Source organism: Agrococcus sp. GCM10030265 (assembly GCF_042666675.1).
Lineage (GTDB): Bacteria > Actinomycetota > Actinomycetes > Actinomycetales > Microbacteriaceae > Agrococcus.
Window position 1 is genome coordinate 608,454 of sequence record NZ_JBHTCZ010000001.1, and the last position, 24,409, is coordinate 632,862.

Genomic DNA, 24,409 nt, shown 5'->3' on the forward strand with positions numbered 1-24,409 from the left:
CTCGGAGTCGTCGAGCATCGTCCGACTCGTGCCAGGCACCGCACCGGACGCGGCGTCGCATCGGCGACCGCGTCTGACGAAGGGGGTCCGAGATGACGATGGCACCGGAGCAGGAGTCCATGCACCGCGCCGACCCCGAGGCCGCCCTGCTCCTGCAGCAGGTTCGCCTCTCGACGCATCGGCTGCTCGGCGCGACGATGCGCCTGGGCGACGTCGAGCTGCTGCACCCCGCGGCGAGCGGGCTCGGCACGCGCCGTCACGTGATCGCGCGCCTCATCAGGCACGCGCGCCGCATCACGGCATCGCCCGGGGAGGACGCCACGCAGCGCCTCGCGAGCGACTCGCTGCTGAAGGCGCCGGCGACCGAGCTGATCGACGCCCTGTCGACCACGCTCACGATGGTCGTGCGTCGCCTCGACGTGCAGCCGGGCGTGCGCATCCCCGCCGACGACGGCGACGAGCTGTGCGCTCGCGACCACCTCGCGTGGCTCGAGCTCACGCACGTCGACCTCGGCGTCGGCTTCGAGATGCACGACATCCCCGAGGCGGCGCTGCCCGCCATCGCCGCGCACCTCACGCGCTGGACGACGCCCGACGCCCCGTCCACGACCGCCGCGGGCAACAGCCCGTTCGCGCTGCTCTTCTCCGGCGACCGCGCCTCCGAGCGCCGCTGACCCCGACCCCGTCCGCGCCCCATCGGCGCCACGACGCGAAGCGGCCCGGCAACCCCGAAGGGATGCCGGGCCGTCGCTCGTGGGGGTCAGCGACCGGTCGCGTCCGCGTCCCGGTCGATGTCGCCGTCCCATCGACCCGACTCGTGGCCGGCGTCCTCGATGAGCGCCTTGAAGCGCTTGAGGTCGCCGCGCACGCTGGCGTCGTCGATGCCGACCGCGGCGCCGACCTTCTCGAGGAAGCCCTCGGGCGTCCAGTCGAGCTGCAGCGCGACGCGCGTCGTGGCGTCGTCGATGCGGTGGAACGTCACGACGCCCGCGTGGTGCACGTCGCCGTCGGCCGCCCAGGCGATGCGCTCGTCGGGGTGCTGCTCGGTGATCGCGGCCTCGAAGTCGCGCTTCTGGCCGCCGATCTCGACGTGCCAGCGCAGACGGTCGTCGCCCAGCTGCTCGATGCGCTCGACGTGGTCCATGAAGCGCGGGAAGGACTCGAACTGGGTCCACTGCCCGTAGACGGCCGAGATGGGTGCGTCGACCTCGATCTGCTCGGTGATGGTGGCCATTGGATGGTCTCCTCTCGTTCGGTGCCGTCCACGCTACGGATCCGACGCTCATAGGTCAGGTGGGTTGCGCCCACCCCGCGAGGTCGTGCATCGCTAGCCGCGGAACGCGGGCAGCCCCGTGAGGGCTCGTCCGATGACCAGGGCATGCACCTCGTCGGTGCCCTCGTAGGTGCGCACGCTCTCGAGGTTCGCCGCGTGCCGCATGGGCGAGAGGTCGAGCGTCACGCCGTTGCCGCCGAGGATGGCCCTCGCCTCGCGGGCGATGCGGATGGCGGTGCGGCAGGACGCGAGCTTGCCCATCGAGATCTGGTGCGGCTCGAGCGCGCCTGCATCCTTGCGCCTGCCGAGGTGCAGGGCGAGCAGCTGCGCCTGCTGCAGGTCGAGCACCATGTCGGCGAGCCGCTGCTGCGTCAGCTGCATGCCCGCGAGCGGCCGGCCGAACACCTCGCGGTCGCCGGCGTACGCGAGCGCGACCTCCAGCGAGTCGCGAGCGGCGCCGAGCGCTCCCCACGCGATCCCGTAGCGGGCCTCGTCGAGGCACTCGAACGCGGCGCGCAGCCCGCGAGCGCGGGGCAGGCGCATCCCCTCGGGCACGCGCACGCCGTCGAGCTCGACGTCGCATTGGATGCTGGCGCGCATCGACAGCTTGCGCCCGATCGGATGCGCGGCGAAGCCGGCGCTCGCGGTCTCGACGAGGAAGCCGTGCACGCCGTCGTCGGTGCGCGCCCACACGACGGCGACGTCGGCGATCGAGGCGAGGCCGATCCAGCGCTTCGCGCCGTCGAGGATCCAGTCGTCGCCGTCGCGCCGAGCGGTCGTGCGCATGGCGCCGGGGTCGCTGCCGGCCTCCGGCTCGGTGAGCGCGAAGCAGCCGATGGCCTCGCCGCGTGCCATGCGCGGCAGCCAGTCGGCCTGCTGCTCGGGGGTGCCGTGCCTCGCGATCGCGGTCATCGCGAGCGAGCCCTGCACCGATGCGAACGTGCGGATGCCGCTGTCGCCCGCCTCGAGCTCCTGCATGGCGATGCCGTACTCGACCGCGGAGCGGCCCGCGCATCCGTGGCCCGTGAGGTGCATGCCGAGCAGCCCCTCGGCGGCGAGCGCGGGCACGAGCTCGGTGGGGAAGCGGCCCTCGTCGAACCAGTCGGCGACGTGCGGGCGGATGTCGCGGTCGACGAGGGCGCGCACGCGGGCGCGGGTGGCGCGCTCGTCGTCGGTGAGCAGCGACTCGAGGTCGAGCAGGTCGGTCGTCACGCGTGGCTCCTTCGCCGTCGGGTGCGCCTCCAGCATGCCCTGGTGCGGGCCGGTCGAGCGCTCGACTGGGCAGGAGATGCGGTCCTTCGGACGGAACGACCGCATCACGTGCCCGATCGGCGCCCGGAAGTGCCCAGTCGGCTCGCGGGACTGCTCGGTCGGCGCGCGGGATCGCAGGGTCGAGGCGAGAAGGGTGCGACGGGGTGGCGGCCATGGCCCATGCGGCGAGCCGGGGTGCGCGACGTGCGCTGCGGCGAGCGCCTGCGGTAGCGTCGCTCGCGAGCGCGGCAGGGATGAACCGGGTCGCCATGCACCATTCGACACCAGCTCCGAGAGGTCGCGACACGCATGATCCACGGCTCCCGCGACGCGAGCGCGCTCGCCGACGCCCACGCCATCCTGTTCGACCTCGACGGCGTGCTCACGCCGACGGCGGAGGTGCACATGCGCGCGTGGGCGCGCCTGTTCACGCCGGTGCTCGCCGAGCACGGCGTCGCCCCGTACGTGGACGCCGACTACTTCGCCCACATCGACGGCAAGCCCCGCTACGACGGCGTGCGCTCGATGCTGCAGGCGCGCGGCATCGAGCTGCCCGAGGGCGAGACGACCGACGGGCCGGAGGCCGAGACCGTCCACGGCCTCGGCAACCGCAAGGACGTCGCGTTCAACGCGGAGGTCGACGAGCACGGCGTCGAGCCGTATGCCGGCTCCGTCGCGTTCCTCGACGCCGCCGAGGCCGCCGGCCTGCAGGTCGCCGTCGTCACGAGCAGCCGCAACGGCCGCCGCGTGCTCGCCGCAGCGGGCCTCGCCGACCGCTTCGAGGTCGTCGTCGACGGCGTGCACGCCGCCGCGCACGGCCTCGCGGGCAAGCCGTCGCCCGCCACGTACCTCGAGGGCGCGCAGCTGCTCGGCCTCGCCGCCGAGCGGTGCGTCGTCGTGGAGGACGCGCACTCGGGCGTCGCCGCCGGCCACGCGGGCGGCTTCCTGCTCACGATCGGCGTCGACCGCGGCGCGGGCGCCGCGTCGCTCCTCGAGCACGGCGCCGACCTCGTGGTCGACGACCTGGCCGAGCTCATCCCCTCGCTCCCCGGAGGTGCCGCATGAGGCGCGACGCAGCCGACCCGCTCGACCGCCACCGCTACCCGATCGACGAGTGGGCGCTCGTCGAGACCGAGCTCGACGCGAGCCAGCAGGGCACGACCGAGACGCTGTTCGCCATCGGCAACGGCTACCTGGGCATGCGCGGCAACGTCGAGGAGGCACGGCACGGCCACGCGTTCGGCACCTACGTGAACGGGTTCCACGAGACGTGGCCCATCCGTCACGCCGAGGAGGCCTTCGGCTTCGCGCGCGTCGGACAGACCATCATCGACGCGCCCGACGCGAAGATCATCCGCCTCTACGTCGACGACGAGCCGTTCGTGCTCGCCGACGCCGACCTCACCGCCTACTCGCGTCGCCTCGACTTCCAGCGCGGCGTGCTCGAGCGCGAGTGCGAGTGGCGCATGCCCAGCGGCAAGCGCATCCACATCCGCACGTCGCGGCTCGTGTCGTTCGCCGAGCGCCACCTGGCGCTGCTCGAGTACGAGGTGACGCCGCTCGACGACGCGTCGATCATCATCTCCAGCCAGCTCATGAACCGGCAGGACATGCGCGACGACCTCCACGCGAGGCCCGAGGAGGAGGGCTTCGACCCCCGCAAGGCCGAGACGGTCGAGGGTCGCGTGCTCGAGCCGCGCCACCAGCACGACCGCGAGGGCCGCGTCATCCTCGGCTACCAGGCGGTCAACTCGGGCATGACCATCGCGGTCGGCATCGAGCACGTCATCGAGACCGACGACGAGTGGTCGTGCGTGCGGCACGTCGAGGCCGACCTCGCGAAGCACGTCTTCCGCATCGAGGCGAAGGCGGGCAACCGCATCCGTCTCACGAAGTGGGCGAGCTACCACACGGCCCGGCAGGTGCCCGTGCGCGAGCTCGTCGACCGGTCGAAGCGCACGCTCGATCGCGCGAGGCGGCTCGGACCGGACGCGGTGAAGACGGCGCAGCGCGAATGGCTCGACGACTTCTGGATGCGCGCCGACGTCGAGGTCGAGGGGCAGGCGGCCGTGCAGCAGGCCGTGCGCTGGAACCTCTTCGCGCTCGCGCAGGCCGCGGCACGCACCGACGGCGGCGGCATCGCCGCGAAGGGCGTGTCGGGCTCCGGCTACGGCGGGCACTACTTCTGGGACACCGAGGTGTACGTCATGCCCTTCCTGACGTACACGTCGCCGGGCGTCGCACGGAACGCGCTGCGCTTCCGCGAGGGCATGCTCGACGCGGCCCGCGCCCGCGCATCCGAGATGAACCAGCTCGGCGCGCTGTACCCGTGGCGCACGATCAACGGCCAGGAGTCGAGCGCGTACTACGCCGCCTCGACGGCGCAGTACCACATCGACGCCGACATCGTGCATGCGCTCGTGCAGTACGTGGAGGCGACGGGCGACGCCGAGCTGCTCGCGCGCGGCGCGATCGACATCCTCGTCGAGACCGCCCGCATGTGGGAGGACCTCGGGTTCTGGCGCTCGAACGGCTCCGAGACGTTCCACATCCACGGCGTCACCGGTCCCGACGAGTACACGACCGTCGTGAACGACAACCTGTACACGAACGTCATGGCCCGCGCGAACCTGTGGGCGGCCGCGAGGGCCGTGCACCGCCTGCGCGAGGAGGATCCCGCCGCGCACGAGCGCATGGTCGCGCGCATCGGCGTGACCGACGCGGAGGTCGCCGAGTGGATGCGCGCCGCCGAGGGCATGCACATCCCGTTCGACGACGAGCTGCGCGTGCACCCGCAGGACGCGCAGTTCCTCGAGCGGGAGGTGTGGGACCTCGCGAACACGCCTGCGGAGCACCGCCCGCTCCTGCTGCACTTCCACCCGCTCGTGATCTACCGCTTCCAGGTGCTGAAGCAGGCCGACGTCGTGCTGGCGCTGCTGCTGCAGGGCCAGCACTTCACGGCGGAGGAGAAGCGGCGCGACTTCGAGTACTACGACGCGCTGACGACGGGCGACTCGACGCTGTCGGCGGTCGTGCAGTCGATCATCGCCGCCGAGGTCGGCTACCGCGAGCTCGCGCTCGAGTACCACCTCGACGCGCTGTACGTCGACCTCGCGAACCTCCACGGCAACACGCCCGACGGCGTGCACGTGGCGTCGACGGGCGGTATCTGGCTCGCGTACGCCGCCGGCTTCGGCGGCATGCGCGACCACGACGGCGAGATCTCGTTCGACCCGCGCCTGCCCGTCGGGTGGGAGGGCATCACGTTCCGCATGACGCTGCGCGGCACCCGCCTGCGCATCCGCGTGCAGCAGGACGCCATCACGTTCACCGTCGAGGAGGGCTCGGATGCGCGGGTCCTCGTGCGCGGCGAGCACGTGCTCGTGCGTGCGGGCGAGCCCTGCACGGTCGACCTCGACGGCCAGGGCCCCGTCGTCGACGAGGACGCCCCCTCGACCGACGACCTCGAGGGCTTCCGCCGCGCCGACGGCACGCTCATCACGGCATCGCTGCCGACGTTCGCGCACGACGACCTCGCCTGACGGCTGGCGGGTGATGCAGGCCGCGCCGGTGGGCCCGGCCTGCGGTCGTCATCGGGCGTCGGCGACGCCGGCCCGGGCGCCGCGGAGTGGCCCTAGCGCTCGGCGAGCAGGCGCTCGCGCACCTCGCGGCGCAGCACCTTGCCGATGAGCGACCGCGGGAGGTCGTCGACGACGACGAGTCGTCGCGGCACCTTGTAGGCCGCCAGTCGCTGCTTCGCGTGGGCCCGGATCGCCTCCTCGTCGAGCTCGGCTCCCGGCGCGAGCACGATCGCGGCTGCCACCGTCTCGCCTCCGCTCGCGCTCGGCAGGCCGACGACGGCAGCCTCCGCGACCGACGGATGCGCGACGAGCGCCTCCTCGACCTCCGACGGCGCCACGTTGAACCCACCCGTGATGATGAGCTCCTTGCGGCGGTCGACGATCGTCACGAATCCGTCCCCGTCGACGCGCACGAGATCGCCGGTGCGGAGCCATCCGTCGTCGAGCAGCGCCTCCTTCGTCTCGTCGGGACGATTCCAGTAGCCCGAGAACACCTGCGGGCCACGCACGAGCAGCTCGCCCTCCTCGCCGGCGCCGCGGTCGACGCTCGGATCGTCGGGGTCGATGACGCGGATCTCGGTGCTGGGGAAGGGCACGCCCACGGCACCCGGCCGGCGCGAGGGCCCGAGCGGGTTGCCGATCGCGACCGGCGAGCTCTCGGTCATCCCGTAGCCCTCGATGAGGAGTCCTCCCGTGGCCCGCTCCCACGTCTCCACCGTGGCGACCGGCAGGCTCATGGCTCCCGAGATCGCGAAGCGGATGCTGCGCAGGCTCACCCGTCGGTCGGCGGCGGCCTGCGCCAGCCGCTCGTAGATGGGCGGCACCGCGGGGAGGAACGTGGCGGGCGCGGTGCGCATGGCGGAGAGCACGAGCGCCGGATCGAACCGGGGGAACAGCACGAGGCGCGCGCCGATGCTCATGGCGAACGTCGCGCAGAGCGTGAGGCCGTAGGCGTGGAACATCGGCAGCACCGCGTAGACCACCTCGCGACCGGCCTCGAGGCCCGGCACCCACGCCCGACCCTGCGCGGCGTTGGCGCGCAGGTTGCGATGCGTGAGGATCGCGCCCTTCGGGCGCCCCGTCGTGCCGCTCGTGTACTGCAGCACCGCGACGTCGTCGACGGCGGGGCGGGGATGCGAGCGACGGATGCTCCTCGCCCCCGTCAGATCCGACCAGTCGACCGCGCCGCGCGCGAGCGCACCCGACGTCAGGGCGGCGCGCGACGTGCGCGCCTTGGGGATGGGGAGGCGCAGGGCCGCGCGGGTGCGCCACGGCATCGCCCGCGTGAGGTCGACGGAGATGACGCGGCCGACGCCCAGGTCGTCGGGCAGTCCGAGCACCGTCGGCACGACCTTGTCCCACACGATCGCGGTCGTGGCACCGTGATCCTCGAACTGATGCCGCAGCTCCCGCTCGGTGTAGAGCGGGTTGTGCTCGACGACGATCGCACCGAGACGCAGCACCGCGTAGAACGCGACGACGTGCTGCGGGCAGTTGGGGAGCACGATCGCGACACGGTCGCCCGCGCGCACGCCGAGCCTCCTGAGGCCTCCCGCCACCCGCGCGATCGCGTCGCCGAGCTCGGCGTACGACGTCGTGGCCCCGAAGAAGTCGAGGGCGACGGCACCGCGATGCCGCTGCACCGCGGCGTCGATCATGTCGACGAGGGTCTCGGAGACCTCGGGGATGTCCGCCGGCACGCCCTCCGCGTACGACGAGAGCCACGGGCGTTCGCTGAGGAGAGCCATGGGTACGATCCAAGCGCACCGGCCATGCAGGCGCCCGCGTCGGTGGTTGCGATGCCCAGCGCGGCGGCCATCGCCACCCCCGCAGCCCCCTCGCGGCGCGCGTCGCGGGGCACGTAGGGTGCCGGGATGCTCGTCTTCGAGGAACGCCCGCCCACCGTCTCCGAGCTCGAGCGCGTCGCGGAGGCCGTGGGGTGGCTCGACCACTTCGACTGGTCGGTGATCGGCGCGGGCCTCGCGCGATCCCTGCACGGCGTCGTCGCGATCGACGGCGACGAGGTCGTGGGCGTGGGCAGGCTCGTGGGCGACGGCGTGCGGTACGCCTACGTGCAGGACGTCATGGTGCGACCGGATGCCACCGACGAGGGCGTGGCGACGTCGATCGTCGAGCGGCTGCTGGCGTGGGTGGATGCGCAGCCCGGCGACGCGAAGGTCGTGGGGCTGTTCGCGAGCCCGGAGGCCGTCGGCGTCTACGAGTCGCTGGGGTTCTCGCGCGCCGACGACGACCCGGTCGGCATGGTGCGCACCGGCGGCTAGGGCGCCTGCACCCCGGTGCGGCGCCAGTCGCCGTCGACCTCGACGATGGCACCCGCCTCCGAGAAGGCCCGCAGCCATCCCTCCATGGGCCAGAAGCCCCAGCGGGCGGCGAAGCGGCGGCCGTTGCGCAGGATGTCGTCGAGGTGCTGCCACGGCGGCGCGCTCGTGGGGTGGTGCTGGTGGTACGCGTGCGCGCCACCGACCCACGTGAGGGCGGCGCCGGCCTCGGCTGCGCGCATCGCGAAGTCGGTGTCCTCGCCGCCGTAGCCGACGTATCCCTCGTCGAAGCCGCCGATCGAGCGCCACGTGCCCGCCGTCGTCGCGAACGACAGCGACCAGAACAGCAGCTGCTGCTCGCGCGGGGCGACGACGAGCTCGCCGTCGGGAGGCGACGGCCTCGCGGCGTGCGGCCTCGTGAGCGGTGCCAGGTCGGTGTCGGCGTCGACGACGACGCCCTCGTCGAGGTAGGTGACGGGGCCTGCGTGCAGGCCCTGCGGCATCGCGCGCATCGCGTGCGCGTAGCGATCGAGCAGCGCGGGCCCGGCGATGCAGTCGGCGTCGAGCAGCACGAGCTCGTCGCAGCCGGCGGCGATCGCGGCGTCGACGCCGGCGTTGCGGCCCGCGGCGAGCCGCAGGCCGTCGCCGTGGGGCGGCACGTGCACGACGGTCGCCCCCCGCAGGTCGTCGGCGGGCGGCTCGGCGTCGAGCCACACGACGATGCGGTGCACGCCACCGCCGTCGGCGGCGAGGCGCGCCTGCTGCCGCTGCACGTGCAGCAGCCGCGCGGCCGAGGCGAGCGTGATGGTCGCGAGCGTCATGCGCGGCTCCCGGATGCGTCGATGATGCGGGCGGCGCGCTCGGCGGCGCCGTCGACGCCCCACTGCGACCAGTCGGGCTCGAGCGCTCGCGCGCCATCGAGCAGCGCGGGCCAATCCGGCTCGGCGTCGTCGTCGACGACGACGGCGAGGCCGCGGTCGCGCAGCGCGTCGCCCGTGCGCACCTGCTCGTCGAACGGCCTCGATCGCGGCAGCACGACGGCGCGCGCGCCGACGGCCGCGACGTCGGCGATCGCGTTCTGCCCGGCCGCGGTCACGACGACCTCGGCGGCGCAGAGCGCATCCCACGGGTCGCGTTCCCAGCGGTCGTGGCCGAGCACGCTCCACGACCGGTCGGGGGTCTGCGCGATCGCACGCTCGATCGTCGCCGTCCACGCGTCGTCGCGACCGCCCCCGCCGAGCGCGAGCACGGTGCCGGGGCGCGGGGCCGCCGACCGCGTGCGCTCCGCGAATCGCGAGATGCCGCCGACGTGGGTGCGTGCGGCGTCGGACGTGCCGGGCCACGGCGCGATCGTCGCGTGGGCGAGGCTGTCGCCGAGCGCGTGGGGCGCGTCGGTGCGGTCGCCGGGCTGCGTGAAGCGGACCACGCGCCTGCCGAGCAGGCGCGCCAGCGCCGTGACCTCCACCGACACGTCGACCACCATCGTGTCGACGTGCGGCAGCAGCGCGGCGATCGTGGCCATGCGCGCGGCGTGCCCCGCGTGTCCGACGGGCGCCCAGTGCAGCACGCCGGACGCGGTCGGGTCGGCGAGCGCCGGATGCCCCGAGCCCTCGTCGAGGTCGTCGCGCTCGAGGCGGATCCAGCGCACGGCATCCGGCAGCGCATCCGGCCGGGGCAGGGAGCTCGCGACGGTCACCGGCGCCGACACGTGCGGCAGCACGGTCAGGAGCCGCGTCAGATGCCCGAGACCGTGGTGGTGGACGTACCAGCCGATCACGACGCCGCTGCGACGTCGACGAACGACGCCCGCCCCGCATGCGTGCGCAGCAGCTCGTCGAGCACCGGCATCCGCTCGCTCGACGCGAAGCGGCGCACCGCGTGCGCTCGGATGCGGCGGCGCTCGGCCAGCCCCGTCGCGAGCAGCTCGTCGGCGGCGCGCGCGAGCGCCTCCACGTCGTCGGCAGGCAGCAGCCGGGTGCCGGGCAGCCCGTCGACCACCTCGGCGACGCCGCCGCGCGCGAAGCACGCGACGGGCGTGCCCGTGCAGAGCGCCTCGGCGAGGACGAGCCCGAACGGCTCGTCCCACCTCGGGGTGACGAGCGCTGCGCCGCTGCGGCCCACGAGGCGCGCGAGCGCGGCGCGCTGCATGCCCCCGACGTGGCGGACGCCCGGACCGAGCCGCGGCGCCACCTCCTGCTCGAAGTAGCCGACGTCGCCCACCCGGCCCGCGACGACGATGTCGCGGCCGAGGAGCCTCGCGGCGTCGATCGCCAGGTGCGGGCCCTTCTCGGGCACGATGCGACCGAACCAGACGAGATCCGGTCCGCCGCGCCCGAGCGGCCACGCGTCGGCGTCGACGACGTTCGCGAGCACGCGCGCCTCCACGCCGTGCGCGCGCCACTGCGCGGCCGTGTACTCGCTCACGGCGAGGAACTCGTGCGCCGGCCCCGCGACGAGCGCCGCGTCGACGAGCTCGGGCAGCGGCGGGGTGTGCAGCGTCGTGAGCATCGGGATGCCGTGCTCGCGTGCCGATGCGATCGGCAGCGGGTGCAGGCTGTGGTTGTCGACGAGGTCGAACTCGTCGGGCCGCTGCACGAGCCGCATCGTCAGGCGGTGCAGCACGAGCGCCACCGCGTCGACGTACCCGGCCGGGTACGCCTCGTCGGACGTCGCCGTGCCCTCCCATGCGACCGAGGGCAGCCGCAGCTCCATGGGCGTCTCGTCGAGGAAGTCGGAGCCGTGCGCGGCGACGAGGGTCACGGCGTGCCCGGCGGCGCGCAGCGAGCGCACGCGATCCCACACCGCGGCCTCGAGGCCGCCCGCGTGCGGCTCGGCGATCGGGTGGCGCGAGGGTGCGATGACGAGGATGCGCAGGCGTCGCTGCTCGGGGCGGCTCACCCCGCGGACTCGTTCGATCGGTCGCACTCGTGCATCACCGCACGGTACAGCGCCGCGTGCGCCGCCCGCGTGGCCTTGCGCTCGAGGCGCCGTCGTTGCAGTCGCCCCTCGACCTGCGCGATGCGCGCCGCCGAGCCCGCACGGGTCGCGGCCTCCAAGGCGGCGCGCGTGGCGCCCGCCGCCGAGCGTGCGTCGTCGACGCCGTGGTACTCGCCCGGATGCTGGTCGGCCATGGGCAGGGCCGCCGGACCCACCACCTGCACGCCGCGATCGAAGCACAGCTCGACCCAGCCGGAGTGGGTGCCGTGCGCGTACGGCAGCCAGGCGACGTCGAGCTCGTCGACCTCGGCGACGAGCGCGTCGTCGTCCGGCCGCGGACGACGCACGACGATGCAGTCCGCGCGGTCGCGCAGCAGCGCCTCGACCTCGTCGGCGGTGCGGGGGTCGCGGGTCGTGTCGTTGACGAGCACCCTGCCCTCGGCACGGAGGCCGTCGGCCGCGAGCGCATCCAGCGTCGCTGCGAGCCCGCGTGCGGCGCCGAGGGCGTCGATGCTCGGCCGCAGGTCGCGCAGGTGGATGCCGATCGTGGGCACCTTCGCGTCGTGGGCGCTCGGCGGCGCTGCGCCGTCGAGCAGCGTCGGGTGCGGCAGCACCGCGGCGTCACGGCCGTACGCGTCGCGGATGCGGCGGGCGGCCGCCTCCGTCAACGTCACGAGCCGCGTGGCCCTCGGCACGAGCGCGTCGATGTCGCGGCGATGGGCGGCCTGATCCGTCAGCTGGGGGTTGTCGAGGTCGTGCACCGTGAAGACGAGCGGGATGCCGAGCGCGTCGAGCGCGTCGAGCGCGCCCTCGAGCCTCCCGGCGGGCAGCGACTCCATGCCGAAGTGCACGTGCACGAGGTCGAGCGCATCGGCGTTCGCTCGGATCCAGTCGGCGTCGAGCACCGCGGGCGGCCACCAGCGCTCGGGATGCGCGGCGTCGACGACGGGGTCGGCGAGCACGACGGCGCTGCCGTCGTCGGGCGTCACGGCCCGCACGTACGGGTGCCCGGCCGGGACCGCGGCGACGCGGATGGGCGGGGCGGTGGGCATCTCTCGTCCTTCTCGGGTGCGGGCCGGGCGGCAGCGGCACCGCGGGCGAGGCGGCCTTGCAGTCCCTCGCCACCATAGTGCGTCGTCGCTGCGCGGGCAGGGCGCGCGCGGACGCCGTACGGTCGACATGGGAAGGGGACCGCCACGTGATCGACGACGCGCGCAGACGCCACTACGCCGACCTCTACGAGCCCGTCGAGCACGACGGCCCGCTCGGCGTCATCGTGGGCAACTGCCAGGCGGAGTCGTTGCGCGTCGCCCTCGACGGCAGCGGCGCACGACTGCTGCGCATCCCGCCCGTGCACGAGCTGACGATCGACGACCTGCCGCACCTGCACCGCATCCTGGAGCGCGTCGACGTGCTGGTGGCGCAGCCCATCCGCGACGACTACCACGGGCTGCCGCTCGGCACCCGGCAGCTGCTCGCGGCGACGCGCGCCCGCCGCACGGCCGTCGTCCCCGTGATCCGCTTCGCGGGCCTCTACCCGTGGCAGGCGATCGTGCGACCCCCGAGCGACCCGTCGATGACGCCACCCGTCGTGCCGTACCACGACCTGCGTCTGCTCGCCGAGGCGGCGGGCTCGCCCCTGCCGCCGACGTCGGCACGGGCCATCGCCGCCGTCGGCGCCGCCTCCGTCGACGAGCTGCGGCGACGGGAGGTGCGCGACGATGCCGTCGCCGCATCCGACCTGCTCGCCGAGCCCCGCTTCGCGCTCATGCGCACGATCAACCACCCCGGCAACCCGGTGTGGGAGGCGCTCGCGATGCGCGTGCACGATCGGCTCGGCCTGGAGGGCGACCTCGTGCCGCTGCCGCGCGAGCTGCTCGACGCCATCCACGCACCCCGCGAGCGGCAGGTGATCGACGCGCTCGCGCTCGACGCCGAGCCGAGGGAGCACTGGGTCGTCGGCGGCGGGCCCGTCGACGTCGGCGACGTGCGCGCGGCGCACCTCGCCTGGTATCTGGAGCATCCGGAGGTCGTCGCCGCGGGGATCGAGCGGCATCGGGCGACGCTCGAGGAGCTCGCACGATGACCGTGCCGCTGCTGCTGCACCGCGGTGACGCGCAGCACGGCGTCGACCGCTACGCACGCGACCTCGCCGCGGCCGTCGCACGGCTCGACCCGACCGTCGAGCTGCGCATGCCGGGCGACGTGCCCGCCGGCTCGCGCGTGCACCTGCACTTCACCGATCGCCTCTGGGGCTCGACGCCTGCGGATGCGGCCACCGTCGTCGAGGGCATCGCCGCGCACGCTCGGGTCACGGTCACGCTGCACGACGTGCCGCAGCCCTCCGACGGCGCGGGCCTCGATCGTCGCGCAGCCGCCTACCGACGCGTCGTCGACGCCGCGACCGCCGTCGTCTGCAGCAGCGAGCACGAGCGCTCGCTGCTGCGCGCCCACGTGGGAGCGGACGTCGCGGCGCACGTCGTGCCGCTGCCGTGCGAGCCGCCGGCGCCCGCGAGCCCGCCCGCGCATCCGCGACGGGAGATCGGCGTGCTCGGCTACTTCTACCCGGGCAAGGGCCACAGCGAGGCGGTCGAGGCATCCGCCGCGCTGCCGTCGCCGCTGCCCGTCGTGGCGATCGGCCGCGCGGCCTCGGGGCATGAGGGCGAGCTCGCAGAGCTCGTCGCGCACGCTGCCGCATCGGGCGTCGCCGTGACGAGCACGGGCTTCCTCTCGGACGACGCGCTGCGCGAGCGTGCTCGTGCCACCGCGGTGCCCGTCGTCGCGCACCGGCACGTCTCGGCGTCCGGCTCCCTCACGACGTGGCTCGCAGCCGGCAGGCGCCCCATCGTCGTGCGCGGACCGTACTTCGCGGAGATGGATGCGCTGCGCCCCGGCACCATGACGCTCGTCGACGAGGACGGGCTCGCCGCGGCCATCGAGCGCGCCGTCGCGGATCCGGCGTCCACGTGGCTCGACGCGGGCGTCGACGTGCGGCCGACGCTCGACGACGTCGCCCGCGCCCACCTCGCGCTCTGGGAGCACCCGTGACCGCGGCGTTCGGCTCGCCGCTCGTCGGCAACGACTGGAGCGCGGTGCCCCTCGACGGGCCCGCACGATCGGTGACCGTCATCGTCGCCCACTACGCGCAGCAGCGCGAGCTCGATCGCACGATCGCAGCGCTGCGGCGTCAGACCCATCCGCGCCATCTGCTCGAGATCGTCGTCGCCGACGACGGCTCGCCCACGCCGCCCGTCGTGCCCGACGACGTGATCCTCGTGCGCCAGGCCGACGACGGGTTCCGCCTCTCGGCCGTGCGCAACCTCGGCGCACGCAGCGCCACGGGCGACGTGCTGTGCTTCCTCGACGCCGACACCGCGCCCGAGCCCGAGTACGTCGCGCGCATCGCCGCGCTGCCGTCGGCGGCGCCCGACGTCGTCGCCGTCGGGCGCCGGCGGCACGCGGCCTTCGACGCCGTGCCGGTGGATGCCCCCGTCGAGGTCGCGGGGCCCGAGCACGAGCTCGAGGAGCCGCGGTGGCTCGTCGACGCGTACGAGCGCTCGCGCGACCTGCTGGACGCCGACGCGCGCTCGTACCGCTTCGCGATCGGCGCCGTCGTCGCGTGCTCGCGGTGGCTCTTCGACGACGTCGGGGGCTTCGACGAGTCGTTCACGTCGTACGGCGGCGAGGACTGGGAGTGGGTGCACCGCGCGTGGTCGCGCGGTGCCGCGCTCGCGCACGTGCGGTCGGCCGTCGCCTGGCACGACGGGCCCGACTGGGCTGGCCGCGACGAGGACGAGCGGCGACGCCGCAAGAACGCCGAGACGGTGGCCCTCGCACGCGTGATCGGCGTGCCCGGGTCGGCGCCCGCATCCCTCGCGATCGGGCCGCCCGACGTGGTGGTGCACCTCGAGTCGGCGCCGTCGCCTGCCGCGGCCATCGCGTGCGTGGACGCCGTGCTGCGCGCGTTCCCCACCGCCCGCGTCGTCGTGCCGGATGCGGTGCACGCCGCGCTCGCGGCGGATGCCCGACTCGTGCGCGAGCCCGGGGAAGGGCACCGGGTGGCGGTGCGCCTCGCGGTGCCCGTGCTGCTCGACGAGCGGGCGCGCGCTGCGATGCGCGCGGCGGCGGCGTCGGTCGGGGTCGGCGACCTCGCGACCGTGATGCTCGGCGAGCACGTGACGGTGTCGGCCGAGCGTGCCCGCCACCGCGATCGTCGCTGGGGCCGAGCGACCCGCTGGCGCAGCGAGCGACACGGCGCCGACGGCATCCTGGTGCTCGACGACGAGCCCGACCTCGGGGGCTACCTCGGGGGTTGGTGGCCGCCGGCGGCGTGACACGGAGGCACGCGGGGGCCAGCTCGCGGTGCGCGGCTCGCGGTCGCGCGAGCGCTGCGGTGCCGATCGATGCTCGGCCCGTCGGCCGGGCGCCGCACGCGGAGCGCCCGCTGTCAAGGCCGACGCCCGGCATCCACGATCCGGCGCTGCGGCCGTAGCGTCGCAGCATGAGCCGTCATGTCGTCTACGTCGCCCTCACGTTCGAGGTCGACGAGGCCGCGCCGGCGCAGGGCGCGTCCGCCGCGCAGCCCGTCGACGTCATGCTCGTCGACCGTCTGCTGCAGGCGGTCGACGCCTCGCGGCTGCGGCACGACGGCATCGAGCTCGTCGCACCGCACCGGGCGCCGGCCGTCTGAGCCGGGCGACGCGGAGCGGTCGGAGCCGTCCGCGGGCCGTGCGGCTCAGCCCCGACGGCGGGCTGAGAGGCTCAGCCCCGCCGGCGGGCCGTGCGCCTCAGCCGCGCGCGCGACCCGTGCGCTCGCGCAGCACCGCGGCAGCCTGATCGTGCATCGCCTGCAGCCGCCGCGTCTGCGCGTCGGCACGGGCGACGAGCGCACCCATGTCGAATCCCGGCACGCCGCCAGCCGTCTCGAGCGACCGCCATCCGGCGCGCTTGCCGTGCACCATCATCAGCAGGCCCTCGAGCTCGACGAGGTCGGTCGTGGGCGAGCGGCGCAGCACGGCGCCGTTGCCCTTCAGGCGGCCGAGTCGCTCGCCGAGCGCCGCGGCGGGCGCGGCCAGGTGGTTGCGGCGCACGCGCAGGCGGCGCAGGATGCGCTGCTCGGTGCGGAGATCCTCGCGCACCTGCACGGCGAGATGCGCGAGGTCGCGGCCCCAGGGGCGGGAGCGCTGGCTGCTGGCTGCGCGCGCGAAGCCGCGCATGCCGGCCTGGGCGCCCATCTCGTGGTCGCGGAGGTAGACGGCGGTGGGTCGGGAGGCTCGCATGCCAGCAGTCCATCGCGTCGCAGCCGATGGCGCAGGCCCCTTGCGTCCCATCCGGCGCCCCATCCGCTGCGTCAGCGCTGCGCGGCCGCCATGCGATCGACCGGCTCGGATCGGGTGCGCGCGGTGAGGTAGAACCGGTGCGCCGTGATGACGAGGGCGAGCCACGCGAGGCCGAGCACGAGGCCGGCGAGCACGTCGGTGAACCAGTGGTGCCCGAGGAAGACGCGGGTGAACCCGATGATCACGACGTAGGCGGCGGCGCCCAGCGCGATGGCGATGCGTGCGCGAGCGCTCGTGCGGCGCAGGATCGCGAGGTAGGCGATGACGCCGACGATCGCGACCGCGTTGAGGGTGTGGCCGCTCGGGAACGACTCCGAGAGCTCGAGCGGCGGCACGGCATCCGAGTGCGGCGGTCGCACGCGGTCGATGAAGCGCTTGCCGACGATCGTGAGCAGCACCGAGACGACGCCGGTGGTCGCGATGAGCACGACGGGCGTCCACGAGCGCCTGCGGGTCGCGAGGATCGCCATCGCGGCCAGCGCGATGAGCGGCATGCCGATCGTGCCCGCCGTCATCGTGAGGGCGGTGAGCGTCGCGTTCAGGGCAGGGGAGCGCAGCGACAGCAGGTCGTCGAGCAGCGGCTGGTCGACGCCGGCGACGCCGCGCGCCGTGGTGATGGATGCGTAGATCCAGATGACGAGGGCCGTGGCGATGGCGAGCACCCCGATCGCGACGGCGAGCGCGACGGCGAGGGCCGCGTACGGGCCGCTGCGCTTCGCGATGGCGTCGGCGCCGTCGGCGGTCGCGTCGCCGAGCCTCCCCGGCCAGCGCGTGAGGTCGACCTCGCCGATGCGGGTGTCGTGCGTGCGCTCGCCGGTGGGGCCGACCTCGTCGGGCGTGGGCGTCAGCGGTCCTCGCGAGTCCATCGAGCCAGCATCGACCACGCGGGTGCGCCGAGGCGAACGCCGGTGACCGCGTTGACCTCCGACGATCCCTGTGCATCGCCTCGCGTGCGATGCTCGCGTGCCCTGCGCTCCCTCGCAGCGCTCGCCGACCCGGTGCGTCGACGCATCGTCGAACGTCGCGCACACGCGGGGCGATCGTCGGGCACGATCGGCGCCGTCGTGCAGGAGGAGCGCGGCCGGGATGGGCGACGCGACGGCGTGGAGCACGCTCGGCGGGCGCTGTCGACCCGTGGCGACGCGTGGTCGCATCGCGCAGGATGGCGGACGGGGCGACAGCCGTGTCGCCGGGAGGAGACGGACACGTGGCCGACGACATCACGACCGGACAGCTCGACGCGCTGCGCGACGTCGCACAGGGCGCCTTCGGCGACATGGCGGCGAGCGAGACCACGGGCGCGCTCGACGTCGCGCCGACCGAGGGCGTCGGCGACGTGCGCCGCGTGCTCTGACGCGTCCCGCGACGACCCGCCTCATCACCCGGCCGCCCGGCGGTGGCGCCATCCGCGCCATCCCGCCCCGCCGTCACCCAGGAACGGAGACGCTCCCATGCGTCGCTACGACTGTCCCGCATGCGCGGCGACCCTCTTCTTCGACTCGATCGCGTGCGACGCGTGCGGCACCCGCGTCGGCTACGTGCTCGACGACGACGCGTTCCTCGCCGTCGTCGCATCCGAGGTGCCCGGCGTCGAGCGTCGGCGCTGCGTCAACGCCGACCTCGTCCGCTGCAACTGGCTCACGCGCGCCGGCGCCGGGCTGTGCCCGAGCTGCGAGCGCACCCGCACGCGGCCTCGCGACGACGATGCCGAGGGCATGCGCCTGTGGCCCGTCGCCGAGGAGGCGAAGCGTCACCTGCTGCGCGACGTGCACCGCCTCGGCTTCGACGTCGACGGCTCGACGCCGCTGCGGTTCGACCTGCTCTCGAGCACCGACGAGGACATCACGATCGGCCACGCGAACGGCGTCATCACGATCGACCTGTCGGAGGGCGACCACAGCCACCGCGAGCGGGTCCGCCAGCAGCTCGACGAGCCGTACCGCACGATGCTCGGCCACCTTCGGCATGAGAGCGGCCACTACTTCGAGTGGCAGCTCGTCGAGGGAGGGCCGCGCATCGAGGAGGCGCGCGCCCTGTTCGGCGACGAGCGCGCCGACTACCAGGCCGAGATCGCACGTCACTACGACGAGGGCCCGCCCGAGGGCTGGCAGGCGCGCCACCTCAGCGCCTACGCCACCATGCACCCGTACGAGGACTTCGCCGAGTGCTGGGCCCACGTCCTCCACATCCACGACACCCTCGAGACGGCGACCGACTTCGGCCTCGTCGACCCGCTGCCGCGAGACGCCGGGATGCGCACGGTCGTCGTCGAGGGGTGGCTGCCGTTCGCGACCGCGATGAACGTCGTGAACCGCTCGCTCGGCCGACGCGACCTCTACCCGTTCGTCCTGCCCGACCCGGTCATCGAGAAGCTGGCGTTCGTCGACGGGCTGCGCCCCGGGTCGTGAGCGCCGGCGTCAGTCGCGCTGCGCCTCGTCGTCGGCGCCCTCGTCCTCCTCGGGCTCGAACGTCGAGTGCTCGCCCGTGTGGCCCACCGCGACGCCGTCGTCGGTGTCGGGGATCGTGCCGTCGTCGCCGAGGCCGCCCGGCTTCGGCGTGCCGTGCTCGTCGCGTGCGTCGTGGTCGCTCATCGTCGCTCCTTCTGTCGTCCCCCGGACGCTACGCCGATGCGGCGGAGGCGGCCAGGCGTTGACACGTGCGGCGGTGCGGCGAGACGCGCCGCCGAGCGGAGCGGCGCGCCGCCTGCGGGCCTCCTGGCTGCGCAGCGGCACGTCCCGCCGTCCCCGCGAGGCGTCCCTGCGACGAGCGCCGTGGGAGCCTGGGGCGGGCCTCAGCCCGCGAGCGCCCCCGTCAGCGCGGCCACGAGACCCTCGGGCGTCGGCACCTTCGCGATCGCCGTGACGTGCAGGCCGGCGCGGCGGCAGTCCTCGGCGGTCTGCTCGCCGATGGCGACGGTGGCCGCGCCCACGGGCAGGCCGAGGCGCAGCACCTGCTTCGCGACCGACCCGCTCGTCACGAGCACGGCGTCGATGGGCGTCTCGCGCGGCTCGAACGCCGTGAGCGCCTGATCGTCGCCCGCGAGCACGCCGAGCTCGTCGAGCTCGTGCTCGTCCTGATCGAGCACCGAGACCGTCTGGTACGCGACGACGTCGACGACCTCCATGCCCTTCTCGCGCAGCCCCTGCGCGATCGTGGGCTTCGCATCCAGCGACCGCGGCCACAGCACGCGACCGGACGGGATGGGCCACTCGTCGACGAGGCCGGCCGCCGACTGCGTGCGCGGCACGAACGCCACCGGGATGCCGCGCTCGCGCAGCGCCGCCGCCGTCACGTTGCCGACGGCCGCGACCGACACGGCGGCGGGCACGCGCGGCAGGTACCGCACCGTCGACTGCGACGTCACGACGAGCCAGTCGAACCGGCCGGCACCGAGCTCGTCGATGCGGGCGCGCAGCGCGTCCTGATCCTCGGCCGGCGCCACCGTGATGAGCGGCAGCACGAGCGGCACGAGCCCCGCCTGCTCGACGAGGCGCGAGACGTGCTCGCCCCACGAGCCGCCGCGCGGGATCAGGACGCGGGTCACGCGTCGTCCAGCCCCATCGCGCCGGCGTCGACCAGCTCGCGCACGGCTCTGCCGGCGACGTCCATCGCCGCCTCCGACAGCTCGGAGGCCGTCTGGCCGTCGAGCGTGTACGCGTGGCTCGCGGTGAGGTGCTGCGACCCGTCGGCCTTGTAGACGGTGGCGGTGAGGAAGAGCATGCCGTCGTCGATCTGCGCGCTCGCGGCGATCGGCGCCGAGCAGCCGGCCTCGAGACCTGCGAGCACGAGGCGCTCGGCGTCGGCGCATGCGCGCGACGCGACGTGGTCGGCCTTCGCGACGGCGCGCAGCGCATCCTGGTCGCCCTCGCGCACCTCGACGGCCAGCGCGCCCTGCGCCGGGGCGGTCGGGAAGCGGCCGAGGCCGAGCACCTCCGTCACGGCGTCCTGGCGGCCGAGGCGCGTGAGGCCGGCGAGCGCGAGCACGACGGCGTCGAGGTCGGCCTCGGGACCCTGGGCGCGTGCGAGGCGCGTCTCGACGTTGCCGCGGATGTCGACGACGTCGAGGTCGGGGCGCACGCGGCGCAGCTGCGCCGCCCGGCGCGGCGACCCCGTGCCCACCTTCGCGCCCTCCGGCAGGTCGTCGAAGCCGAGGCCGTCGCGCGCGCACAGCGCGTCGCGGGCATCCTCGCGCCTCGCGACCGCCGCGAGGGCGATGCCGGGATGCGGTGCCGTCGGCAGATCCTTCATCGAGTGCACGATGACGTCGACGTCGCCCGCGAGGAGCGCATCGCGCAGCGCCGAGGTGAAGACGCCCGTGCCGCCGATCTGCGCGAGCGGGCCCCGGTCGACGTCTCCTCGCGTCGTGATCTCGACGATCTCGACCTCGCCCGAGAACCGCTGCGCGAGCGCGGTGGTCTGCGCGAGCGCGAGCGCCGAGCCGCGCGTGCCGACCCGGAGGGTGCTCACGGCTGCACGCCTGCGATGGCCGGCTTGAACCCCAGCCGTGGGTTCTCGCAGCAGCCGGGGCGGCACGTGTCGAACCAGGGGCCGATGTCGGTCACCGATCCGCGCTGCTCGACGGGTCGCCCCTCGAGGCGCTCCTGCACGAGGTCGACGAGCGCGCCGACGTAGGCGGGATGCGTGCCGGGCGTGGGGGTGCGCCGCGCCCACAGACCGTGCTCCTCGGCGGTCTCGAGCGCCTCCTCGTCGAGATCCCACATGACCTCCATGTGGTCGCTCACGAAGCCGAGCGGCACGATGATGACGGCCGTGCGCCCCTCGAGCGCCTCGATGGCGTCGTTGACGTCGGGCTCGAGCCACGGCTGCGTGGGCGGGCCCGACCGCGACTGGTACACGAGCTGCCACGCCACCTCGGGCGCCGTATGCTGCATGACGTGCTCGGCGACGGCGCGATGCTGCGCGGCGTAGCCACCGCCCTCGCCCCACTGGAAGATGTCCGGGGCGCCCGAGCGCTCGGCGTCCGCCGTGGGGATGGAGTGGGTCGCGAAGAGCACCTCGATGGCGTCGTCGGCGTGGCCGGCGCCGCGCGCCTCGGCCACGGCCGCCTCGACGCCCTCGATGAACGGCTGCACGAAGCCGGGGTGGTCGAAGAACTGGCGCACCTTGTCGATCTGCAGCGTCTGCTGCAGCCCCGTCGCCTCGAGCGCATCCGCCCAGTCCTCGCGGTACTGACGGCACGACGAGTACGACGAGTAGGCGCTCGTGGGGATCGCGAGCATCGTGCGCACGCCGTCGGCGGCCGCCTGCTCGAGCGCCTCGTCGAGGTACGGGGCCCAGTTGCGGTTGCCCCAGTAGATCGGCAGGTCGAGGCCGGCGGCGGCGAACGCCGCCCGCATCGCCTCGAGCAGCGCGCGGTTCTGGTCGTTGATGGGGCTCACGCCGCCGAAGTGGCGGTAGTGGTGCGAGACCTCCTCGAGCCGCTCGTCGGGGATGCCCCGGCCGCGCGTGACGTTGCGCAGGAACGGGATGACGTCGTCCTGCCCCTCGGGCCCGCCGAATCCCGACAGCAGCACGGCGTCGTAGCGCGTGGGCTCGGTGACGTGCTCGGGGCCCGCCTGCGCGGCGGGCGTCGCGTTCGCGACGACGGCGCCGGGCTCGAGGTGCACGCTCGTGGCAGCCGCGGGCTTCAGCTCGCGGCGGCCGGGCTCTGCAGCCTGCCCCTGCTGCTGCTGCACCTGCTCCTGCATGCCGATCGTCTCGATCGCGGCGTCCTGCGTCTGCGACGCACCTCCGCAGCATCCTCCACCGCAGCAGCTCATGCCAGCACCTCCATCACGTCGGTCGTCTCGATCCTGCGGCCCGTGTAGAACGGGATCTCGTCGCGCACGTGCATGCGCGCCTCGACGGCACGCAGCTCGCGCATCATGTCGACGAGCTCGACGAGGTCGTCGGACTCGAGCGGCAGGATCCACTCCCAGTCGCCCAGGCCGAACGAGCTCACCGTGTTGGCGATGACGCCCGTGTACGCCGCACCCCGGCGGCCGTGCTCGGCGAGCATGCGCGAGCGGTCCTCGGCCGGGAGCAGGTACCACTCGTACGAGCGGTTGAACGGGTAGACCGCGACCCAGCCGCGCGGGTCGACGCCGCGCAGGAAGCCGGGCACGTGGCGCTTGTTGAACTCGGCGTCGCGGTGCACGCCCATGGCGCTCCACACCTGCTCGGTGCCTGCGAGCTCGGCGGTGCGGCGCAGGCGGCGCACCGCGTGCTGCAGGTCGGCGGCGTCGGGGCCGTGCAGCCAGAGCATGACGTCGGCGTCGCCTCGGAACCCGGTGAGGTCGTAGATGCCGCGCAGCGTCACGCTGCCGAGGCCGGCCACGGCGTCGTCGAGCGCCTCGCGCCCTGCGGTGCCCGCCGGTGCGGTGCGTCGCAGCACGATCCACGTCGCGAAGCCCTGGGGCTCCTCGAGGTCCCGGCCGCTGGGGTGCCGGATGACCTCGATCGGTGCCGTGCCGATGGGCACGACGGGGGCCATCTTGTCGTCGCTCACTGCTCCATTGTCTCGCGTCGTGGGGTGGTCGCTCGCACGCGGCGTGGCGTGCGGACGTCAGCGCCCCGGGCGGCTGCTGGACTCCTCGACGGCGTCGACCATGCCGCGGAGGAAGATGCCGACGGCCTCGAGCTGCTCCTCGCTCAGGCCGTCGACGACGCCGATCATGCGCTGGTGCATGTCGCCGAGCGTCTCGCGCACCTCGCGGTCGGTGTCGGCCGTCGCGACGACGACCACCGAGCGCCGGTCGCTCGGATGCGGCTGCCGCTGCACGTGGCCGGACGCCTCGAGGCGATCGACGAGCGCGGTGACCGAGGCGGACGAGATGTCGAGCAGCTGCGAGAGGTCGCGCTGACGCACGAGGTCGCCGTGCCGCTGGGCGCGCAGCAGATGGCGCAGCGCGAGCAGGTCGGTCTCGTTCATGTGCATCGACGACCGCGTGCGGGCGCGCATCGCCGTCTCGGCCGTGCGGTAGCGGCGCAGCAGGTTGAGCACGTCGACGGCCGAGGGGGCGTGGCCGTCGGGGTACCAGTACTCCGAGGTCCGCTCACGCACCGGCGCAGCGACGTCGAGCGCGGCGCTCGCCTCGTCGGTGCTGGTCATGGGCTCTCCTCCATGCTCGATCGGTCGGGATCCGATCGTACGTCTCGACGCCTCATCCGACCTGCCTGCCATGCTACTCGAAGGACGAGTTGCTAGGCTGTCGAAGCAGATGCCCGTGACCGACGGTGCGCGGGCATGCGGTGGCCCCTCGCGGGGGCACCGTCGAGCGAGGGGAGGCTGCCGTGCACCTCATGGAGGAGAAGACGCTCGTCGGTCGGACCGCGACCGACGTCATGCAGGCGCTCGTGCGCCTGCGCACCGCCGAGTCGCACATGGTGCGGCGCCGCCAGGCTGCGCAGGGGCTCGGCGAGTCCGACGCCGCGGCGCTGCGACTCGTCATCGACCGGGCCGACGACGAGCCCGTCACCCCCACCGAGATCGCCGCGTCCCTCGGCCTCACGACGTCGGCGGTGACGTCGCTCCTCGACCGGCTGATGCGCGTGCACCTCGTGGAGACGCGGCCCCATCACTCCGACCGCCGTCGCAAGATCGTCGTCCCCACCCGCGACGCCGTCGCCCACGATCCGGTCGAGCAGCAGGTGCAGGAGATCGTCGAGCAGCTCTCGACCCGCTCGAGACTGCTCATCGCCGACTTCCTCGACCGCGTCGCCGACGTCGTCGAGGCTCAGGAGCGCTGA

Annotated in this window: 26 protein-coding genes; 11 read left to right on the forward strand and 15 right to left on the reverse strand. The window is 74.2% G+C overall.

Features of this window, described 5'->3' with window-relative positions; translation table 11 throughout:
• Nucleotides 1–92: 92 nt before the first annotated feature.
• A complete protein-coding gene (locus tag ACFQPP_RS02930; protein ID WP_376915015.1) occupies nucleotides 93–674 on the forward strand; it encodes a hypothetical protein in 582 nt (193 codons plus the stop codon).
• 86 nt (nucleotides 675–760) lie between these two features.
• Here the strand turns inward: ACFQPP_RS02930 and ACFQPP_RS02935 are convergent, their stop codons facing one another.
• Together ACFQPP_RS02935 and ACFQPP_RS02940 are read right to left on the reverse strand one after the other, a co-directional pair.
• Complete coding sequence (locus ACFQPP_RS02935; RefSeq protein ID WP_376915016.1) at nucleotides 761–1,234, reverse strand: SRPBCC family protein; 474 nt, start codon at nucleotides 1,232–1,234, stop codon at nucleotides 761–763.
• Nucleotides 1,235–1,327: 93 nt separating this feature from the next.
• Entirely contained in the window at nucleotides 1,328–2,485 is a 1,158-nt protein-coding gene (locus ACFQPP_RS02940) for an acyl-CoA dehydrogenase family protein (RefSeq protein ID WP_376915017.1), read from the reverse strand.
• A 348-nt stretch (nucleotides 2,486–2,833) separates the two neighbouring features.
• Here ACFQPP_RS02940 and ACFQPP_RS02945 point away from each other — a divergent pair, with 348 nt between their 5' ends.
• Nucleotides 2,834–3,589: an HAD family hydrolase gene (locus ACFQPP_RS02945; RefSeq protein WP_376915018.1), complete on the forward strand. Its 756-nt coding sequence runs from the start codon at nucleotides 2,834–2,836 to the stop codon at nucleotides 3,587–3,589.
• A complete protein-coding gene (locus ACFQPP_RS02950; RefSeq protein WP_376915019.1) occupies nucleotides 3,586–6,066 on the forward strand; it encodes a glycoside hydrolase family 65 protein in 2,481 nt (826 codons plus the stop codon). The genes ACFQPP_RS02945 and ACFQPP_RS02950 overlap by 4 nt, the downstream gene beginning before the upstream one ends.
• A gap of 92 nt (nucleotides 6,067–6,158) precedes the next feature.
• Here the strand turns inward: ACFQPP_RS02950 and ACFQPP_RS02955 are convergent, their stop codons facing one another.
• Nucleotides 6,159–7,853, reverse strand: a complete 1,695-nt coding sequence (locus ACFQPP_RS02955; RefSeq protein WP_376915020.1) for a long-chain-fatty-acid--CoA ligase — start codon at nucleotides 7,851–7,853, stop codon at nucleotides 6,159–6,161.
• A gap of 126 nt (nucleotides 7,854–7,979) precedes the next feature.
• Here ACFQPP_RS02955 and ACFQPP_RS02960 point away from each other — a divergent pair, with 126 nt between their 5' ends.
• A complete protein-coding gene (locus ACFQPP_RS02960; RefSeq protein ID WP_376915021.1) occupies nucleotides 7,980–8,387 on the forward strand; it encodes a GNAT family N-acetyltransferase in 408 nt (135 codons plus the stop codon).
• Here the strand turns inward: ACFQPP_RS02960 and ACFQPP_RS02965 are convergent.
• Genes ACFQPP_RS02965 through ACFQPP_RS02980 form a run of 4 tightly spaced genes read right to left on the reverse strand, consistent with a single transcriptional unit; the run spans nucleotide 8,384 to nucleotide 12,373 of the window.
• Nucleotides 8,384–9,205 carry a glycosyltransferase family 2 protein gene (locus tag ACFQPP_RS02965; RefSeq protein ID WP_376915022.1) on the reverse strand — a complete coding sequence of 274 codons (822 nt, stop codon included), beginning with the start codon at nucleotides 9,203–9,205 and terminating at the stop codon, nucleotides 8,384–8,386. The genes ACFQPP_RS02960 and ACFQPP_RS02965 overlap by 4 nt on opposite strands.
• Nucleotides 9,202–10,161: a hypothetical protein gene (locus ACFQPP_RS02970; RefSeq protein WP_376915023.1), complete on the reverse strand. Its 960-nt coding sequence runs from the start codon at nucleotides 10,159–10,161 to the stop codon at nucleotides 9,202–9,204. Before ACFQPP_RS02970 ends, ACFQPP_RS02965 begins: the two co-directional genes overlap by 4 nt.
• The gene (locus ACFQPP_RS02975; protein ID WP_376915024.1) at nucleotides 10,158–11,282 is read right to left on the reverse strand and encodes a glycosyltransferase; all 1,125 of its coding nucleotides are present in this window, start codon (nucleotides 11,280–11,282) and stop codon (nucleotides 10,158–10,160) included. The genes ACFQPP_RS02970 and ACFQPP_RS02975 overlap by 4 nt, the downstream gene beginning before the upstream one ends.
• Entirely contained in the window at nucleotides 11,279–12,373 is a 1,095-nt protein-coding gene (locus ACFQPP_RS02980) for a glycosyltransferase family 4 protein (protein WP_376915025.1), read from the reverse strand. Before ACFQPP_RS02980 ends, ACFQPP_RS02975 begins: the two co-directional genes overlap by 4 nt.
• A 146-nt stretch (nucleotides 12,374–12,519) precedes the next feature.
• On the opposite strand from ACFQPP_RS02980, the gene ACFQPP_RS02985 reads away from it, so the two are divergent.
• The 4 genes from ACFQPP_RS02985 (at nucleotide 12,520) to ACFQPP_RS03000 (ending at nucleotide 16,011) form a co-directional block, all read left to right on the forward strand.
• The gene (locus ACFQPP_RS02985) at nucleotides 12,520–13,407 is read left to right on the forward strand and encodes a WcbI family polysaccharide biosynthesis putative acetyltransferase (protein ID WP_376915026.1); all 888 of its coding nucleotides are present in this window, start codon (nucleotides 12,520–12,522) and stop codon (nucleotides 13,405–13,407) included.
• Nucleotides 13,404–14,369 (forward strand): hypothetical protein, encoded by a 966-nt coding sequence (locus ACFQPP_RS02990; RefSeq protein WP_376915027.1) that lies wholly within the window; start codon nucleotides 13,404–13,406, stop codon nucleotides 14,367–14,369. Before ACFQPP_RS02985 ends, ACFQPP_RS02990 begins: the two co-directional genes overlap by 4 nt.
• The gene (locus tag ACFQPP_RS02995) at nucleotides 14,366–15,655 is read left to right on the forward strand and encodes a glycosyltransferase (protein ID WP_376915028.1); all 1,290 of its coding nucleotides are present in this window, start codon (nucleotides 14,366–14,368) and stop codon (nucleotides 15,653–15,655) included. The genes ACFQPP_RS02990 and ACFQPP_RS02995 overlap by 4 nt, the downstream gene beginning before the upstream one ends.
• Before the next feature lie 167 nt (nucleotides 15,656–15,822).
• Nucleotides 15,823–16,011, forward strand: coding sequence for a hypothetical protein (locus tag ACFQPP_RS03000; protein WP_376915029.1), 189 nt, complete (start codon nucleotides 15,823–15,825; stop codon nucleotides 16,009–16,011).
• Nucleotides 16,012–16,108: 97 nt separating this feature from the next.
• Here ACFQPP_RS03000 and ACFQPP_RS03005 read toward each other — a convergent pair whose 3' ends face one another.
• The gene (locus ACFQPP_RS03005) at nucleotides 16,109–16,600 is read right to left on the reverse strand and encodes a hypothetical protein (RefSeq protein ID WP_376915030.1); all 492 of its coding nucleotides are present in this window, start codon (nucleotides 16,598–16,600) and stop codon (nucleotides 16,109–16,111) included.
• Nucleotides 16,601–16,671: 71 nt separating this feature from the next.
• Entirely contained in the window at nucleotides 16,672–17,526 is an 855-nt protein-coding gene (locus tag ACFQPP_RS03010; protein ID WP_376915031.1) for a phosphatase PAP2 family protein, read from the reverse strand.
• 341 nt (nucleotides 17,527–17,867) lie between these two features.
• Between ACFQPP_RS03010 and ACFQPP_RS03015 the strand changes: the two genes are divergently transcribed.
• Complete coding sequence (locus ACFQPP_RS03015; protein WP_376915032.1) at nucleotides 17,868–18,014, forward strand: hypothetical protein; 147 nt, start codon at nucleotides 17,868–17,870, stop codon at nucleotides 18,012–18,014.
• Between the two features lie 97 nt (nucleotides 18,015–18,111).
• A complete protein-coding gene (locus ACFQPP_RS03020; protein WP_376915033.1) occupies nucleotides 18,112–19,068 on the forward strand; it encodes a putative zinc-binding metallopeptidase in 957 nt (318 codons plus the stop codon).
• Nucleotides 19,069–19,077: 9 nt separating this feature from the next.
• On the opposite strand, the gene ACFQPP_RS03025 is transcribed toward ACFQPP_RS03020, so the two are convergent.
• The 6 genes from ACFQPP_RS03025 to ACFQPP_RS03050 all read right to left on the reverse strand — a co-directional run bounded on the left by ACFQPP_RS03025 (nucleotide 19,078) and on the right by ACFQPP_RS03050 (nucleotide 23,771).
• Complete coding sequence (locus ACFQPP_RS03025; RefSeq protein ID WP_376915034.1) at nucleotides 19,078–19,251, reverse strand: hypothetical protein; 174 nt, start codon at nucleotides 19,249–19,251, stop codon at nucleotides 19,078–19,080.
• 200 nt (nucleotides 19,252–19,451) lie between these two features.
• The gene (locus ACFQPP_RS03030) at nucleotides 19,452–20,204 is read right to left on the reverse strand and encodes a uroporphyrinogen-III synthase (protein WP_376915035.1); all 753 of its coding nucleotides are present in this window, start codon (nucleotides 20,202–20,204) and stop codon (nucleotides 19,452–19,454) included.
• Complete coding sequence (gene hemC / locus ACFQPP_RS03035) at nucleotides 20,201–21,127, reverse strand: hydroxymethylbilane synthase (RefSeq protein ID WP_376915036.1); 927 nt, start codon at nucleotides 21,125–21,127, stop codon at nucleotides 20,201–20,203. Before hemC ends, ACFQPP_RS03030 begins: the two co-directional genes overlap by 4 nt.
• Complete coding sequence (locus ACFQPP_RS03040) at nucleotides 21,124–22,368, reverse strand: ferrochelatase (RefSeq protein ID WP_376915037.1); 1,245 nt, start codon at nucleotides 22,366–22,368, stop codon at nucleotides 21,124–21,126. Before ACFQPP_RS03040 ends, hemC begins: the two co-directional genes overlap by 4 nt.
• Nucleotides 22,369–22,436: 68 nt before the next feature.
• Nucleotides 22,437–23,168 (reverse strand): hydrogen peroxide-dependent heme synthase, encoded by a 732-nt coding sequence (gene hemQ / locus ACFQPP_RS03045; RefSeq protein WP_376915038.1) that lies wholly within the window; start codon nucleotides 23,166–23,168, stop codon nucleotides 22,437–22,439.
• A 57-nt stretch (nucleotides 23,169–23,225) separates the two neighbouring features.
• Complete coding sequence (locus tag ACFQPP_RS03050; protein WP_376915039.1) at nucleotides 23,226–23,771, reverse strand: MarR family winged helix-turn-helix transcriptional regulator; 546 nt, start codon at nucleotides 23,769–23,771, stop codon at nucleotides 23,226–23,228.
• Nucleotides 23,772–23,962: 191 nt separating this feature from the next.
• Here ACFQPP_RS03050 and ACFQPP_RS03055 point away from each other — a divergent pair, with 191 nt between their 5' ends.
• Nucleotides 23,963–24,409: a MarR family winged helix-turn-helix transcriptional regulator gene (locus ACFQPP_RS03055; protein ID WP_376915040.1), complete on the forward strand. Its 447-nt coding sequence runs from the start codon at nucleotides 23,963–23,965 to the stop codon at nucleotides 24,407–24,409.

What these genes read in the sequence shown, in the direction of transcription:
- ACFQPP_RS03025 (WP_376915034.1), bottom strand. Translation starts at nt 19,251, where the DNA reads ATGAGCGACCACGACGCACGCGACGAGCACGGCACGCCGAAGCCGGGC.
- ACFQPP_RS03040 (WP_376915037.1), bottom strand. Translation starts at nt 22,368, where the DNA reads ATGCAGGAGCAGGTGCAGCAGCAGCAGGGGCAGGCTGCAGAGCCCGGC.
- ACFQPP_RS02945 (WP_376915018.1), top strand. Translation starts at nt 2,834, where the DNA reads ATGATCCACGGCTCCCGCGACGCGAGCGCGCTCGCCGACGCCCACGCC.
- ACFQPP_RS03010 (WP_376915031.1), bottom strand. Translation starts at nt 17,526, where the DNA reads ATGGACTCGCGAGGACCGCTGACGCCCACGCCCGACGAGGTCGGCCCC.
- ACFQPP_RS02950 (WP_376915019.1), top strand. Translation starts at nt 3,586, where the DNA reads ATGAGGCGCGACGCAGCCGACCCGCTCGACCGCCACCGCTACCCGATC.
- ACFQPP_RS03005 (WP_376915030.1), bottom strand. Translation starts at nt 16,600, where the DNA reads ATGCGAGCCTCCCGACCCACCGCCGTCTACCTCCGCGACCACGAGATG.
- ACFQPP_RS02980 (WP_376915025.1), bottom strand. Translation starts at nt 12,373, where the DNA reads ATGCCCACCGCCCCGCCCATCCGCGTCGCCGCGGTCCCGGCCGGGCAC.
- ACFQPP_RS03055 (WP_376915040.1), top strand. Translation starts at nt 23,963, where the DNA reads ATGGAGGAGAAGACGCTCGTCGGTCGGACCGCGACCGACGTCATGCAG.
- ACFQPP_RS03020 (WP_376915033.1), top strand. Translation starts at nt 18,112, where the DNA reads ATGCGTCGCTACGACTGTCCCGCATGCGCGGCGACCCTCTTCTTCGAC.
- ACFQPP_RS02955 (WP_376915020.1), bottom strand. Translation starts at nt 7,853, where the DNA reads ATGGCTCTCCTCAGCGAACGCCCGTGGCTCTCGTCGTACGCGGAGGGC.
- ACFQPP_RS02935 (WP_376915016.1), bottom strand. Translation starts at nt 1,234, where the DNA reads ATGGCCACCATCACCGAGCAGATCGAGGTCGACGCACCCATCTCGGCC.
- ACFQPP_RS02960 (WP_376915021.1), top strand. Translation starts at nt 7,980, where the DNA reads ATGCTCGTCTTCGAGGAACGCCCGCCCACCGTCTCCGAGCTCGAGCGC.
- ACFQPP_RS03050 (WP_376915039.1), bottom strand. Translation starts at nt 23,771, where the DNA reads ATGACCAGCACCGACGAGGCGAGCGCCGCGCTCGACGTCGCTGCGCCG.
- ACFQPP_RS02965 (WP_376915022.1), bottom strand. Translation starts at nt 9,205, where the DNA reads ATGACGCTCGCGACCATCACGCTCGCCTCGGCCGCGCGGCTGCTGCAC.
- ACFQPP_RS03000 (WP_376915029.1), top strand. Translation starts at nt 15,823, where the DNA reads ATGAGCCGTCATGTCGTCTACGTCGCCCTCACGTTCGAGGTCGACGAG.
- ACFQPP_RS02930 (WP_376915015.1), top strand. Translation starts at nt 93, where the DNA reads ATGACGATGGCACCGGAGCAGGAGTCCATGCACCGCGCCGACCCCGAG.
- ACFQPP_RS02990 (WP_376915027.1), top strand. Translation starts at nt 13,404, where the DNA reads ATGACCGTGCCGCTGCTGCTGCACCGCGGTGACGCGCAGCACGGCGTC.